The 14,449-nt window shown below is 68.4% G+C and carries 11 protein-coding genes; 3 read left to right on the top strand and 8 right to left on the bottom strand.

The window, feature by feature from the left end; genetic code table 11:
• Window positions 1–172: 172 nt before the first annotated feature.
• Window positions 173–541, bottom strand: a complete 369-nt coding sequence (locus ACFVWT_RS11295; RefSeq protein WP_390247907.1) for a VOC family protein — start codon at window positions 539–541, stop codon at window positions 173–175.
• 194 nt (window positions 542–735) lie between these two features.
• Between ACFVWT_RS11295 and ACFVWT_RS11290 the strand changes: the two genes are divergently transcribed.
• Complete coding sequence (locus ACFVWT_RS11290) at window positions 736–1,239, top strand: hypothetical protein (protein WP_390247906.1); 504 nt, start codon at window positions 736–738, stop codon at window positions 1,237–1,239.
• A 100-nt stretch (window positions 1,240–1,339) separates the two neighbouring features.
• Window positions 1,340–2,260 carry a 2-hydroxyacid dehydrogenase gene (locus ACFVWT_RS11285; protein ID WP_390247905.1) on the top strand — a complete coding sequence of 307 codons (921 nt, stop codon included), beginning with the start codon at window positions 1,340–1,342 and terminating at the stop codon, window positions 2,258–2,260.
• 1 nt (window position 2,261) lies between these two features.
• Here ACFVWT_RS11285 and atzF read toward each other — a convergent pair whose 3' ends face one another.
• The 5 genes from atzF to ACFVWT_RS11260 are packed head-to-tail and all read right to left on the bottom strand — an operon-like array spanning window position 2,262 to window position 10,949.
• Entirely contained in the window at window positions 2,262–4,142 is a 1,881-nt protein-coding gene (atzF, locus tag ACFVWT_RS11280) for an allophanate hydrolase (protein ID WP_390247904.1), read from the bottom strand.
• Window positions 4,139–7,798 carry an urea carboxylase gene (gene uca / locus ACFVWT_RS11275; protein ID WP_390247903.1) on the bottom strand — a complete coding sequence of 1,220 codons (3,660 nt, stop codon included), beginning with the start codon at window positions 7,796–7,798 and terminating at the stop codon, window positions 4,139–4,141. The genes atzF and uca overlap by 4 nt, the downstream gene beginning before the upstream one ends.
• Window positions 7,795–8,484 carry an urea amidolyase associated protein UAAP2 gene (locus tag ACFVWT_RS11270; protein WP_390247902.1) on the bottom strand — a complete coding sequence of 230 codons (690 nt, stop codon included), beginning with the start codon at window positions 8,482–8,484 and terminating at the stop codon, window positions 7,795–7,797. Before ACFVWT_RS11270 ends, uca begins: the two co-directional genes overlap by 4 nt.
• On the bottom strand, window positions 8,481–9,383 hold the full coding sequence (locus ACFVWT_RS11265; protein ID WP_390247901.1) for an urea amidolyase associated protein UAAP1: 903 nt from the start codon (window positions 9,381–9,383) through the stop codon (window positions 8,481–8,483). The genes ACFVWT_RS11270 and ACFVWT_RS11265 overlap by 4 nt, the downstream gene beginning before the upstream one ends.
• A gap of 54 nt (window positions 9,384–9,437) precedes the next feature.
• Window positions 9,438–10,949 carry an amino acid permease gene (locus tag ACFVWT_RS11260; protein WP_390247900.1) on the bottom strand — a complete coding sequence of 504 codons (1,512 nt, stop codon included), beginning with the start codon at window positions 10,947–10,949 and terminating at the stop codon, window positions 9,438–9,440.
• Between the two features lie 235 nt (window positions 10,950–11,184).
• Between ACFVWT_RS11260 and ACFVWT_RS11255 the strand changes: the two genes are divergently transcribed.
• Entirely contained in the window at window positions 11,185–11,874 is a 690-nt protein-coding gene (locus ACFVWT_RS11255) for a TetR/AcrR family transcriptional regulator (RefSeq protein ID WP_390247899.1), read from the top strand.
• On the opposite strand, the gene ACFVWT_RS11250 is transcribed toward ACFVWT_RS11255, so the two are convergent.
• Window positions 11,871–12,911, bottom strand: coding sequence for a hemolysin family protein (locus ACFVWT_RS11250; RefSeq protein WP_390247898.1), 1,041 nt, complete (start codon window positions 12,909–12,911; stop codon window positions 11,871–11,873). The genes ACFVWT_RS11255 and ACFVWT_RS11250 overlap by 4 nt on opposite strands.
• Window positions 12,904–14,265 carry a hemolysin family protein gene (locus tag ACFVWT_RS11245; RefSeq protein WP_390247897.1) on the bottom strand — a complete coding sequence of 454 codons (1,362 nt, stop codon included), beginning with the start codon at window positions 14,263–14,265 and terminating at the stop codon, window positions 12,904–12,906. Before ACFVWT_RS11245 ends, ACFVWT_RS11250 begins: the two co-directional genes overlap by 8 nt.
• Between the last annotated feature and the right edge of the window lie 184 nt (window positions 14,266–14,449).

Genomic DNA, 14,449 nt, shown 5'->3' with positions numbered 1-14,449 from the left:
CGACAGAATCCGACCCGTGGTCCGGGATGGTTGGTGGTTGGGGATAAGTCGGAAACCGCTTTCCGATCAGTTCTAACAGTACGCAACGGTGCAAGTCAATGATTTTTGTGGCACACCTGTGCGCTGGTGAGCGTTTATGTGTGACGCTATGTGCTCGTCTCGGAGCCGCCGGTCAGGGGTCGCCGGGGCCGGCGGTATCGATGACGCAGAAGCGGTTGCCCTCCGGATCGGCCATGATCACGTAGTCCGCGTCCGCTGGCCGTTTGCTCCACTCAACGCGGGTAGCGCCCAGGCTCAGGAGACGCTGCACCTCGCCGCTCTGGTCCTCGGTGTAAAGGTCCAGGTGGATGCGCGGCGGAAGGTGGACCGAGGACGGCACGCGGTTCAGCGAGATGCAGGTGCCCGCGCCGCCCGGGGGCTGCAGAATGACGAAGTCGTCCCCGGGATCATGCCGGGGTTCGAAGCCCAGGGCAGCCTGCCAAAAGGCCATCTGGGCCTGGAGGTCATCAACGCGGATCACGATCGAGCCAATGCTCAGCATCCCGCCAAGCTACACCGACGCAAAGTGCCCCGCAACGCAGTGTGGAATCTTTCCGCTGCCGCTAGAGGAGGCTCTTGACCTTGCCTGCGCGGTGCGTAGCGTTGGCCCATGGGACTTTCCTCTGACAACCCGGACCTGGCAGCCCCCGCGCGGGGGCTCCCGGCTGCACGGCGGTACAGGTTGCGCCGATGCTGGTGACCGAATCGAGAGTCGACGTCGCGGGATTGACGGGCCGGGACGTCACCGACTTCATGCTGGCCTGCACCGATGAGCGGTACAGGAACTGGTGGCCGGGCACCCACCTTCAGCTCCACGTGCTGGGGCGGGCCGTCGCCGGGGTAGGAGACGCGGTGGTCATGGACGAGTTCGTCGGCCGGCGCCGGTTGCGCCTGCGGGGAGTGGTGGAAGCGGTCGAACCGGGCCGCAGGCTCGTGTGGCGCTTCCGGAAGATCGTGCCCCTACCTGCCCGCCTGTCCCTGGAATTCACCCCGGCACCGGGCGGAGTGTCGGTGCGCCACACGATCAGCGCCGGATGGCCGGGGATCGGCCGGGTGCTGGATCCGTTGCTGCGGCTCTACTTTACGCCCAGGTTCATCGCGGAACTGGACGCCCACGTGCGCACGGAGTTCCCGTTGCTCCGGGACTACCTCCGCCCCGGTTCCGCATCCCGCCCTGGCGCATCCCGCACTGACAACTGACTGGCCGCCCCAGCAAGGGATGGAGCTCCCTGGACAGGACCCCGACACCACCGTGTAGGGGAAATTCGCCGGGCTCCGTCCCTCCACTAGGCTGGCACCCATGACCCGGAAGATCACTGTCAGCCTGCCCGATGCCGTACTTCGCGAATACCTGACGCCGCACCCGGATGTCACCGTGCTGCAGTGGGACTTCACGGGCGAACCGCCGCAGGCGCAGATCGACATCGTGGTCCCGCCGTACATGGGCGGGACGTGGGTCCTCCGGAACCTTGAAGCCGTGGACACCGACCTGGTGCAGAGCCAGTCGATCGGGTACGACGGCGTTGCGGACTCCCTGCCGGCCGGCCGGGTCTTCGCCAACGCGGCCGGCGTGCACGAAACCTCCACCGCGGAACTGGTCCTCGCCATGATGCTGGCCAGCCAGCGCGAGTTTCCGCGGCTGATGCGCAACCAGCAGGACGGCGTCTGGGAAGCCCGGCCCACCGCCAGCCTGGCCGACCGGCGCGTTCTCATCGTGGGCTACGGCGGCGTGGGCAAGGCGATTGAGCAGCGGCTCATCCCCTTCGAAACCAGCGTCACCAGGGTGGCCAGCCGGCGGCGGACGGACGAGAGCGGCGTGATCCACGGGATCGCCGAGCTGCCCGAACTGCTGCCGGAGCATGACATTGTGGTGGTGGGCGTCCCGCTCAGCGACGCCACCACGCACCTGATCGACGACGCCTTCCTGGCGGCAATGCCCGACGGCGCGCTGCTGGTCAACGTGGCCAGGGGCCCGGTGGCGGACACCGAGGCCCTGGTCCGCCACACCGCGTCGGGACGGATCCGCGCCGCGCTGGACGTCACGGATCCCGAGCCGCTGCCGCAGGACCACCCGCTGTGGAGCACACCCGGCGTCATCATCACCCCGCACGTCGGCGGAGCAAGTTCGGCGATGCGCCCCCGCATGGGCCGGCTGCTGCAGCGGCAGATCGACCTGATGCTGGCGGGGGAGCCGCCCGTCAACGTGGTGCTGGGCGGCTGAGCTACCCCCGCCCGCGCTGCAGACCTGTCAGTAAAGCCTCGCCGGTTTGCCTCCAGATGCCCTGGCCGGCTCTGTCCGCGGGATGTTCCGCCGCGGCCTGGGCCACCAGCCAGTCACCGAAATGCGTGATGTCCCTGCCCCGGGACGCCGCCACAGCGTCGCAGGCAAAACCGACGGCCGTTGATCCGTCAGTGAGCCGGACCGATCCCAGCAGCATGGGTTCCGGCAGTTCCGCGAGGAACGATCCCAGAGCGGCCTCGGACAGCAGCCACCGCTCTGCGGCCAGTTCCGCGCCCTCGTCGGAACGGACGACGCCGGGCTTCGGCGGCTGAGTGTCCAGCGCCACCATCCGGTAACGGGGTGCCAGGGTAACCGGACCGTCCCAGAACGCGCCCCGCCGTTCCAGTTCGTCCACCAGCGGCTGCCCCTTGCGGTGGGCGCCCACCACGACGAGCGGCACGGCCTGCGCGCCGGCGGCCACGGGCCACGGCAGCCGTTCCCCGTCGGCACGGCTAAGGGCGGCCCGATTCGGTGCGGCCCCGGAAGCGAACAGTGACGGGAGGTCCGGCGTCGCCTCAATCCTGCGGGCGATATCGGCCACTACACCGTCGTCGAACGTTCTTCCCACAACGGTGAGGCCGAACTGCGCAACGCCATCACTTCCGACGTCCGCGACGGTGCCGGCAGGCACTGCGACGGCGCACATATCGAAGAGATTGCAGAAGTTGGTGTACGTACCCATCCGCGAGTTCACGCCCACGGGATCGGCGGAAACCTCAGCCAAGGTGGGGTGGAAGGGAGTGGTGGGCACGATCAAGGCGTCGAACCCCTCGAGCCGGGACAAGGCTTCGCGCCTCAGCTCCTCCAGCGCCGCTGTGTCACTGACGTACTGATGCGCGGGCACACGGCCTGCCGCAGTGATGATGCCGGTGACCGTCGGGTCCAGCCCGACGGCCGTGCCGCTTGCGGGCTCGCCCGCGACTGCAGCGTCAATGAAGGACCCGACGGCGGCGTGGCGCTCGGCCACGAGTGCGCCGTCATACAGCAGCCGGGCCGCCTGCAGGAAGACGTCCAGTTCGATCGGCTCGGCGTCCACACCGGTGGACCGCAGCCGTTCGATCTGGGCGCCGAACTCCGCAACCCACGCCTCCGGCAGCGCCGGAAGCGACGCCGGGTAGGCCACCCGCGGCCGGGACGGCGCCGCCAGGCGTACGTCCGCAGGCCATGTCCGCGATTCCCCCGCCATGATCCCCATGGCCAGCTCGGCGGTGTCCAGGTCGCGGGCCAGGATGGTGGCAGTGTCCCAGGACCGGCAGGCAGGCACCATTCCCGCCGTGGACACCACGTTGAGGGTGGGCTTGATGCCCACGATTCCCTGCAGCCCCGCCGGAACCCGGCCAGAGCCGGCGGTGTCCGTTCCGATGGCGATGTCCGCCAGCCCCAGGGCCACGGCCACGGCGGATCCTGAACTGGAGCCGCCCGAGATCCGGTCCGGCCGCCGCGCATCGCGGACCGCGCCGTACGGGCTGCGGGTTCCCACGAGCCCGGTGGCGAACTGGTCCAGGTTCGTTGAGCCCAGCACCAGGGCGCCGGCGGCACGCAGCCGCGCCACTGCCACAGCATCTTCCGCGGGTTCGTACCCGAAACCGGGGCACGCCGCCGTCGTCGTCACTCCGGCGACGTCCACATTGTTCTTCACCGCCAGCAGGAGTCCGGCCAGTGGGAGGTCGCCGGACGCCGCGTCGGAGTCGATGCGCGCGGCCTCGGCCAGCAGGTCCTCACGGCTCCGGACCGTGATCCAGATTTCGGGACGGTCGACGGCGTCGATCGCGGCGAGTGCCGCCGTCACCCGGGCGGTGGCTGATCCGCTGATGCCGCTCATACCGCGCTCCCTTCGAGAACGAGTTCTGTTTCGTTCAGTTCCGCCGCTTCGAGGACCACCAGCGGTTCGCCTGCCACCACCTGGGATCCTGCGCTGGGCAGCACCCGGTGCACAATGCCGTCGCTGGGCGCGGTCAGCACGGTTTCCATCTTCATGGCTTCAATGGAGACCAGCGGCTGGCCCGCCACCACCTTGTCCCCGGGGGCCACGTCCACCTTCCAGACGCTCGCCGCGAACGGCGAGCTCACCAGGGTTCCGCCGTCGGGAACCACCACTTCCTCGGAGGGCGGCGCGATGGCGACGGCCTTTTCCGCACGGTCGAACTCGCCGGCGTCCTCCCAGGCCTTGCGTTCGATGGCGAAGGCTTTCTCCTGCCGTGCACGGAACGCGGCGATCGAATCGCTGTTCTCCTCGAGGAAGTCCTCGTGCTCGGCGAGGGAGAAGGTGCCGTCCTCGATCTCCACGCCCCGGCCCCGGCCGGCAGCCATGTCCGCCCGCAGGTCCAGGAGTTCCTCCGGGCTGACCGGGTACCAGGAAATCCGGTCAAAGAACCTCAGCAGCCACGGCGAGCCGGGCTCGAACGGGGCGGCGGTGGCGTGCCGGGACCAGACCTGCGTGGTGCGGCCGACAAACTGGTAGCCGCCCGGACCTTCCATGCCGTAGATGCACATGTACGCGCCGCCGATGCCCACGGCGTTCTCCGGGGTCCAGGTCCTGGCGGGGTTGTACTTCGTCGTAACCAGGCGGTGCCGCGGGTCCAGCGGCGTGGCCACGGGAGCGCCGAGGTAAACGTCGCCCAGGCCGAGCACGAGGTAGTCGGCGTTGAAGACGGTGTCGAAGACGTCGTTCACGGAGTCCAGCCCGTTGATCCGGCGGATGAACTCGATGTTCCACGGGCACCACGGTGCGTCGTCCCGCACGCCCGCCATGTACCGCTCGATTGCCTCACGCGTGGCGGGATCATCCCAGGACAGCGGAAGCCTGACGGTGCGGCTTGGAACCACCAGCTCCGAACTGGCGGGGAGGGCGGCCTCGATTTCCCGCACGACGCCCAGCAGGCGCGAGGTGGGGAGGACGGACGGATCGGCCTTGACCTGCAGCGAGCGGATGCCGGGTGTCAGGTCCACGATGCCGGGAAGCCGCAGCCGCTCAAGCTCCTGGTGCAGGGCGTGGACCCGGGCGCGAAGGCCTAGGTCCAGCACCATGTCGCCGTATTCCACGAGCAGGTTGTCGTCACCGGAGCGGCGGTAGGTCACGGCCGGGCGGCCGTCGCCTTCGGGCACGCGGCCCAGCACGCCGTCGTCGCCGTCGCCCTTCGAGCGGCCGCTGCTGGAAGCGGGGAGCAGCAGCTGCTGCCGGGCCGGCCCGAGCTCTTTGGCAGACGGCGCCTGGACGGTCTTCACCGGAACGAAGCGGAGCGTGTCGCCGGGGCGGAGCTGGCCGAGCTTCCAGCGCTCGCCGGTCACCACGGTGACCGGGCAAACGAAGCCGCCGAGGCTGGGACCGTCGGGGCCGAGCAGGATGGGGGTGTCCCCGGTGAAGTCCAGGGCGCCCACCGAGTAGGCGGTGTCGTGGATGTTGGAGGGGTGCAGGCCCGCCTCGCCGCCGTCGTTCCGTGCCCAGCGGGGCTTCGGGCCGATCAGCCGGACGCCGGTCCTGGCCGAGTTGAAATGCACTTCGTAGGAGGCTGCGAACAGTTCGTTGATGTCCTCGCGCTGGAAGAACTCCGGGGCGCCGTGCGGTCCTTCCACCACCATGAGCTCCCACTGCCTGGTCAAGGCGGGTCGGCTTTCGGCAGGGACCGGGGCGGGCACAGTGTCGGGCGCCGTGCCGGCAGCGGTGCGGAGCACATCGCCGGCGCGCAGCACGCGGCCGCCGTGGCCGCCGAACTGGCCGAGGGTGAAGGTGGAGGCGCTGCCGAGGTATTTGGGGATGTCCAGGCCGCCCTCAAAGAGGATGTAGCCGCGCAGCCCGGCACCTTCGGCCGATCCGACGTCGAGCACGCCGCCGGCGGGAACCGTGACCGGTTCCCAGGCCGGGACGTCTTCGCCGTTGACGGTCACGGCGACCTCGGCGCCGGTGACGCAGACGGTGGTGGCGTGGGTGACGCGCAGCGCCGGGCCGGCCATGGTGAACTCGAGTCCGGGTGCCCCTTCGGGGTTGCCCAGCGCCACGTTGCCCAGCCGGAAGGAGAGGTCGTCCATGGGGCCGCTCGGCGGCACGCCCACCTGCCAGAGGCCGGTCCGTCCGGGCCAGTCCTGCACGCTCGTTTGCAGGCCGGGGCGCTCCACGGTGATGCGGGGTTCGGGGTCGCCCACGCTGTCCAGGGTGCTGGTGGAGTGTGCGGCGGCCCGGACCACGTCCAGCCCTGTGACGGAGCGCAGCATGCCGAGGTTGGTTTCGATGCCGTCCATCCGGGTTTGCGCCAGGGCGTCCGCCAGGGAGTCGAGGGCGTCGTCCCGGCTGGCACCGAAGGAGATGAGCTTGCCCAGGAGGGGGTCGTAGTTGGTGGACACCTCGCTGCCGGTTTCCACCCACGCGTCAACACGCACGACGTCGGCGCCCGGGTATTGGGCGTTGGTGACGGTTCCGGCGCTGGGCTGGAAGTTGCGGGCGGGGTCTTCGGCGTAAATCCGGGCTTCCACGGCGTGGCCGGTCACCGGAAGGCTGTCCGGCAGGCCGTCCAGCACGGGCTGCTGCTGGGCCAGGTTGAGCATCCATTCCACCAGGTCCACGCCGGTCACGGCTTCCGTGACCGGGTGCTCCACCTGGAGGCGGGCGTTCACTTCGAGGAAGGACGCTTCCTGCCGGACGGGGTCGTAGACGAACTCCACAGTACCGGCGGAGCGGTAGCCCACGGAGGCGCAGAGAGCACGGGAGCTGCGGTGCAGTTCCTCGCGCAGTCCGGCCGGAAGGTCCGGCGCAGGCGCTTCTTCGAGGACTTTCTGGTGCCGGCGCTGCAGGGAGCAGTCACGGTCCCCGAGGCTGACCACGCGTCCTTCGCCGTCACCGAAAATCTGCACCTCGACGTGGCGGGCGTGTTCGATGTAGCGCTCGGCGAAGACGCCGGCGGTGCCGAAGCTCGAGCTGGCGAGCCGGGCCACCCGGGCGTAGTTCTCGGCCAGTTCGGCTTCGGTGCGGCATACGGCCATGCCGATGCCGCCGCCTCCGCCGGTTGCCTTGAGCATCAGCGGGAAGCCGATCGTGGCGGAGGCGGCGATGGCTGCGTCGAGGTCCTCAAGCAGTCCGGAGCCGGCGATCATGGGCACTCCGGCGCGCTGGGCGGCGTCCCGGGCGGTGTGCTTGGTGCCGAAGATCCGCAGCTGGTCCGGAGTGGGGCCCACGAAGACCAGCCCGGCGGCTTCCACGGCCTCGGCGAACCCGGCGTCCTCGGACAGGAAGCCGTAGCCGGGGTGGATGGCGCCGGCGCCCGTGGCTGCCGCGGCGGCCAGGATGGCGTCGACCCGGAGGTAGGACTCCTTGGCGGGGGCCGGTCCCAGCAAGACGGCTTCGTCGGCGAGGCGCACGTGCTTGGCGCCGCGGTCCGCCTCGGAGAAGACGGCCACGGTGCGCAGCCCGATCTTCCGGGCGGACTCGATGATGCGGCAGGCGATTTCGCCGCGGTTGGCGACGAGCAGGGTGTCGAAGCGGTTCATCGGGAGGCCTCCGGGCGGGTGACGATCATGCGCACGGGCGTGGGGTTGAAGCCGTTGCAGGGGTTGTTGATCTGGGGGCAGTTGGAAACCAGGACCAGGGTGTCGGCCTCGGCGCGGAGTGCCACGCGTTTGCCGGGGGCCGAGAGCCCGTCCACGATGCCGAGGGCACCGTCCGGGTCCACGGGTACGTTCATGAACCAGTTGATATTGGAGACCAGGTCCGGCTTGCCGAGGCCCCATTTGGAGCCTTCGATGAGGAAGTTCTCCACGCAGGCATGCTGTTCGTGCGTGTGCTGGCCGTAGCGCAGCGTGTTGGATTCCTGCGAGCAGGCGCCGCCGATCGTGTCGTGGACGCCCACTTCATCGGCCACCACGGTCATGAGCGGTTCGCCGCTGTCAGCCCTGAGCACGGAACCGGTGGTGAGGAAGATGGAGCCCTGCGCGGCGATGGTTGCGGCGGCGGAGTACCGGACAGCGGTGTCTCCGTCTGCGTAGAGGAGGCAGTCCACGGCCTGGTTGCCCTCAAGGTCCACGATGGTGAGGACGTCCCCGGCTTCCACTACGGCGGACCACGGACCGCGGGCTTCTACGTATTCGTCCAGGACGACGAGCCCCGGGACCAGGGCGGCAGTAGCGGCGTCCGGCTGGGTTGCCTGCGGCTGGACGGTCAGTGTGCTGGTGTTCATGCGGAAGTCCTTGCGGTGAAGTCGTGTTCGGTGTTCTGGAGGGCGAGCAGGTGCTCGGGGCCGGGCGTGAATCCCAGGTTTCCGGCGGCAAGGGCTGCGAGGTCTTCGGGCGCCTGCCACGCAACGATGTCCACGGTGCTTCCGGTGAAGTCCGGCCGCGGGTCCAGCGGGTGGGCCGTATTGGCGAGCACCAGCACCGCGTCCATGTGGAGGAGCAGTTCGACGGCGGTGCCGGCACCGGCGCTGCCGGTGAACCGGAGGGTGCCGTCCGCGTCTACGGCGGTGCCCTTGAAGAAGGAAATCGACGGCGGCACTTCGCGCTGGCTGATGCCGTGCTTGAGGGCGCCGAGGGTGAGCAGTTCGCGGCCTGCGGGTGAGGCGCTGTGCGCGGAGCCTGCACCGTACTTGGCCTGGTTGCCTGCGAGGCCGGTGGTTCCGGTGAGGGCGTCGTGCCTGCCGGAGGAGTCGGCCACAAGGGTGGCCATCAACCGGCCGGCATCGGAGAGCAGCGGATGGCCCGGACCAAGGTAGGCCTGCCACGGGACCTTGACGGTGTCCGCGACGTTGATCCGCTCGTAGCTCGCACCGGCCCGGAAGAGCACGGCGTGGACGCAGGCGTCGCCGTCGGTATCGGTCAGCCGGATCCTGGTTCCGCGGGCCAGTTCCAGGTGCGTGTACCGCCCGAACGCGAGCGATTCTGCCCAGGTGAGTGAGGCGGCGGCTCCTGCCGGCAGCCCGGACGTCAGGCGTTCGGGTGCTGCGCTCGCGGGCACATGGATCATGGTGTCCGCAGTCCGTCCGTGCTGGTCGCGGGCATGGGCGCGCGCACCCGCCGTGGTGGCGGTTCCGGCAGTGTCGGTTCCGGCGGCGGGCTGTGCGGCTTCGAGGGTCTGTGTCATGTCAGTCATTCCTTGGCGGTGGTGGCTGTGGCGTTGGTCATCAGTGGCGGGTCCCTAGGCTGCGGGCACGTCGGAGGCCTTGCGGCTGCGCACCCAGATGCCCAGGAGCAGCACGGCCCCCACCATGAGGGGCGCGGAGAACAGGAGAAGTCCGTTTTCGCCGCTGGGGTCGTAGACCTCGGGGCGCGGCCAGGCGAGATTGACCACCATCACGGCGCCGTAGAGTACGGCCAGGACGTTGACGGGAAGTCCCCAGCGTCCCAGCGAGAACAGCCCGCCCGGCATGGTCTGGCCCACCCGGTCCCAGTCTCCGCGCAGGCGGCTGAGCAGCTGCGGAACAGTGACCAGGAGGTATGCCAGGTACACCATGACGATGCAGACGCTGCAGAGCGTGGTGAACAGGGCGGCGTTTCCGATGTTGATGGCAAGGACTCCGACGGCGAGGCCGCCGATGGCGATGGACGGCCACATCGGTGTGCCGCGCTCCGGGTGGACCGAGGAGAGAAGTGCGGAGGCGGGGAGCTTGCCGTCTCGGGCCATCGAGAACACCAGGCGGGACCCCGCCGTCTGGATGGCCAGGGTGCAGACAAAGATCGCGACGGCGACGTCCACCAGGAGGACCTTGCCCCAGAAGGTTCCCAGGACGGCGGTCAGCACATAGGGGAGGCCCTCGGTGGCGAGGCGCCCGTCGTCGAGGCTGGGGGCGGCCATCAGGGCGGTGATGATCATGAGGCCGCCGCCGATTCCGGAAATGACCAAGGCCGAAAGGATGGTGCGGGGAGCTGTCTTCCGCGGGTTCTTCGTCTCCTCCGAGAGTTCCCCGGCGGAGTTGAAACCGACCATGACGTAGGCGGCCATGAGGCCGGAAACCAGGAACGCGCCGACGGCGCCGAGGTCCGAGCCGGCCACCACGCTGACGTCCGCCACTACTTCGGGTCCACGCTGGGCTGCGGAAACCAGGGCCAGGATGACGGCAGCGACGCCTACGATTTCGCAGGTTACGCCGATGGAGTTGACGTGGGACATGAGCTTGACGCCCAGGCAGTTGATCACTGTGGTGACCACCAACAGGGCGGCGCCGAGGACCACCGCATTGGCGGCGCCGGTGACGGTGGCCAGTGCGGGATCGCCACCCACAATCTGGAAGCCGTCCCACAGCTGCGGGAGGACCACCTGAAGTGCGATGGCGGCGGCGGCTGCCGTGACAACCTGGGCGATTGCCATGAACCAGCCGGCGAACCAGCCCACCACTTCGCCGCCCATCCGGCGGGACCACTGGTAGACGGCGCCGGAGAGCGGGTAGCGTGCGGCGAGTTCGGCGAAGTTGAGGGCAACGAGCAGCTGGCCGATCAGTACTACCGGCCAGGTCCAGAAGAAGGCTGGTCCGGCGAAGGAGTAGCCGAAGGCGAAGAGCTGGAAGATCGTGGTCAGGATGGAAACGAACGAGAATCCTGCGGCAAAGGAGGCGTAGCGGCCAAGTTTGCGGTGCAGTGAGGGCTGGTAGCCGAGCGAGGTCAGGTCTGCATCGTCTGCGTGGGCGGTCGCCGTCGAAATGGTGGAAGTCATCGGTTTCTCCGTGTCTGGAACGGGGGGGGCTGGTGACCACATCTGGGTAGCCGCTGCATGGCCCCTCCCGAAATACCGGTCACTTGATAGTTTTCCAGTGCAGTGTCCCGGTTCCGTTTCACCCGTGTAAAAGCTGGATTTCGAGGTGTTTCAGTTCTGTGAACAAAAACTAACCGTTCCCCGCGGCCTTCACGGGCTGCGCATTGAGCACCTGCATGCGGTGTAAGAATGTGGGGTGACTTCAGCCGGACCGGGACGACCCCGCAAGCAGCAGCCAGTGCGCCCGGGGGCCACCGCCCGGGACGAAATCCTCGATGCGGCCGCCGAACTCTTCACGGGCCAGGGTTTCGCGAACACCTCCACGCGGGCTGTCGCCGATGCCGTGGGAATGCGCCAGTCCTCGCTGTACCATCACTTCGGCACGAAGGATGACATCCTCGGGGAGTTGCTGAAGGGCACCGTGGCCGGTGGTCTGGACTTCGCGAGGGCGGTCTGCGCGGCTCCCCGGCCGGCTGGCGCAGTGTCGGCGGCCGCGGCCCTCCACGCAGTCGCGCTCTATGACGGCGGCCTGTTATGCAGCGCACGGTGGAACCTCGGCATCCTGTACCACCTGCCGGAAGCGCGCGCCGAGCGTTTCGAGCCGTTCATGGCGGACAGGCGCGAGCTGCGTCAGCTGTACCGGGACCTAGGCCAAAGGGTGGAGGAGTTCCTGCCGGCGGCCGGAGGACCCGGCAGCGCGCCGCTTGGCGAGCTGGTTTTCCGCCTGGTTGAGTCCCTGATCAACCTTCGCGCTGATGGGCTCGCGGACAATGACTCGGCCTCCCAGACCGCCGACGCCGCCGTGGTGCTGGCGGGACTGTCGGCTCAGCTGAACGAAGTCCGCGAACTCAGCCGGGGCTTGATCGCGGATTACGGCCGCGGCTAGGCGCTCGTCGCGTCCTGCACTTCCCCCACCAGTTCTTCGATGATGTCCTCCAGGAAAAGGACGCCGGTGGTGTTGCCGTGCTCGTCGAACACCCGGGCCACGTGGGCGCCGGTGCGGCGCATCGTGGCCAGTGCGTCCTCGAGGTCGCTGCCGCTGAACGCGGACGCGAGCCGGCGGATCCGCTTGGCAGGCACGGACCTGGCGAACTTTTCCGGGCTCGTCAGGTCCATGACGTCCTTGAGGTGCAGGTAACCGGAGGGCACGCCGTCGTCATCCGTGAGGATGTAGCGGGAGAACCCGTGCCTGGCCACCGCGCCCTGGATGTCCGCCGGCGTCGAGGAGGCTGGGAGGAGCACCATCTCGCTGATGGGCACTTCCACGTCCGCCACGGTCTTGGCGGTGAATTCGAACGCTGCATTCAGCGTGCCGGTAGTGTCCGTGAGCATGCCGTCCCGGGTGGACTGCTCCACGATGTTCGCCACCTCGTCCAGGGTGTAGGCGCTGGTGGCCTCATCCTTGGGCTGCACCTTGAAGAGCCGCAGGATGGAGTTGGCGATCCCGTTGAGGGTCCAGATCACCGGCTTGAACACCCGTGCCACCATCACCAGCGGCGGCGCCAGGATGAGCGCGGCCCGGGTGGGAACGGAGAACGAGATATTCTTGGGGACCATTTCGCCAATGACCACGTGCAGGAAGGTCACCAGCAGCAGCGCGGCCACGAAGGCGATGATGCCGATTGCCTCGCCGGAGAGCGAGGTCAGGCCCAGCGGGATTTCCAGCAGGTGGTGGATGGCTGGTTCGGAAACGTTCAGGATCACCAGTGAGCACACGGTGATGCCCAGCTGGCTGGTGGCCAGCATGAGTGTGGCGTGCTCCATGGCCCACAGGGTGGTTTTCGCGGCCTTGCTGCCGGCCTCGGCCTTGGGCTCGATCTGTGACCGGCGGGCGGAGATGACCGCGAATTCGGCTCCAACGAAGAAGGCGTTGACCACCAGGAGCACTACCAGCCAGATGATGCCGGGAAGGTATTCACTCATGGGTCAGCTCCGAGGTGAGGGTGTCGATGATGCGGTCATGCGGGCTCTGGGGTGCTTCCTGTGATTCGTCCGGCGTGAAGCGCAGGCGCTCCACATGGGTGCCCACCACGCGTTCCACGCGCAGCGTTCCGCCGTCCACGGTGACTTCGTCGCCGAGCTCGGGGATCCGGTCCAGCTGGTCGGTAACGAAGCCCGCGAGGGTGTCGTACTCTTCGCCGTCCGGCACTTCAATCCCCGTCCGGTCCAGCAGTTCGTCGGGGCGCAGGGAGGCGTCGAACGTGATGGAGCGGCCCGTCCGGACCACGCCCACGCGTGCGCGGTCGTGTTCGTCCTCGAGCTCGCCCACGATCTCTTCCACCAGGTCTTCCAGGGTGACGATGCCGGCCGTTCCGCCATGCTCGTCGGACACGATGGCCACCTGCAGGCCCTGCTTGCGGAGCAGGACCAGCAGCGTATCCACGCCCATGGATTCAGGGACCCGCAGCGGGTCGATCATGAGGCTGGCGGCGGTCACGCTGGCCCGGTCCTCCAGGGCAACAGCGAACGCCTGCTTGACGTGCAGGACCCCCAGGACGTCGTCGCGGTCCCGTCCGATCACCGGAAAACGCGAGTAGCCGGTGGACGAGGCCAGGGTGACGATCTGTTCAGCCGTATCATCGGCGTTCACAGCCGTCATCCGGACGCGGGGCGTCATGACGTCGGCAGCGGAGTGCTCAGAGAAGCGGAGGGTGCGGTGCAGCAGGACCGCATGGTCGACGTCGAGCACCCCTTCCAGGGCGGAGCGCCGCACCAGCGAGCTGAGTTCCTCGGCGCTGCGCGCGCCGGAAAGCTCTTCCTTCGGCTCGATGCCGAACGACCTGATGATGCCGTTGGCGGTGTTGTTGAACAGCAGAATCACCGGCTTGAAGACGGCGGTGAACAGGGCCTGGAACGGGACCACGATCTTGGCGGTGGCCAGCGGGAGGGCCAGGGCGAAGTTCTTGGGGACGAGTTCGCCGATCACCATCGAGAAGATGGTGGCCAGGAAAATACCCGCCACGGCGCCGACCCCGGGCACCACGGACCCAGGCAGGCCCGCCGCCAGCAACGGGCCGCTGAGCATTTTACTGATGGCCGGTTCGAAGGTGTAGCCGGTGAGGAGCGTAGTCAGCGTAATGCCGAGCTGTGCCCCGGAGAGATGCGTCGAGGTGATCTTGAGTGCCTTGATGGTGGGCGCCAGGCGTTTCTCGCCGCGGGCCTGGCGGGCTTCAAGGTCGTTGCGGTCAAGGTTGACCAGAGCAAACTCGGACGCAACGAAGAAGCCGGTACCTACCGTGAGGACAAGGCCGATACCGAGCATGATCCATTCATACATTCGGGCGCCCCTCTCCCGTGGTGGCCGGTGAACCGGTCAGAAGGTGGAGGGGCTTGGGCATATGTGAAGGAGGGTCATCCATAGTGTCGCCAAGTCTACGGGTTGCGGTTCGTACGAACTAAGCGTGTGCGCCGTGGGCGAAACGTTGGGGGAGTGCGGGGTGGGCGGCAGGTCGAGGCCCCGC

It is taken from the genome of Arthrobacter sp. NPDC058288 (assembly GCF_042880995.1).
Taxonomy (GTDB): Bacteria; Actinomycetota; Actinomycetes; order Actinomycetales; family Micrococcaceae; genus Arthrobacter.
This window is presented reverse-complemented; position numbering and strand designations above follow the sequence as displayed.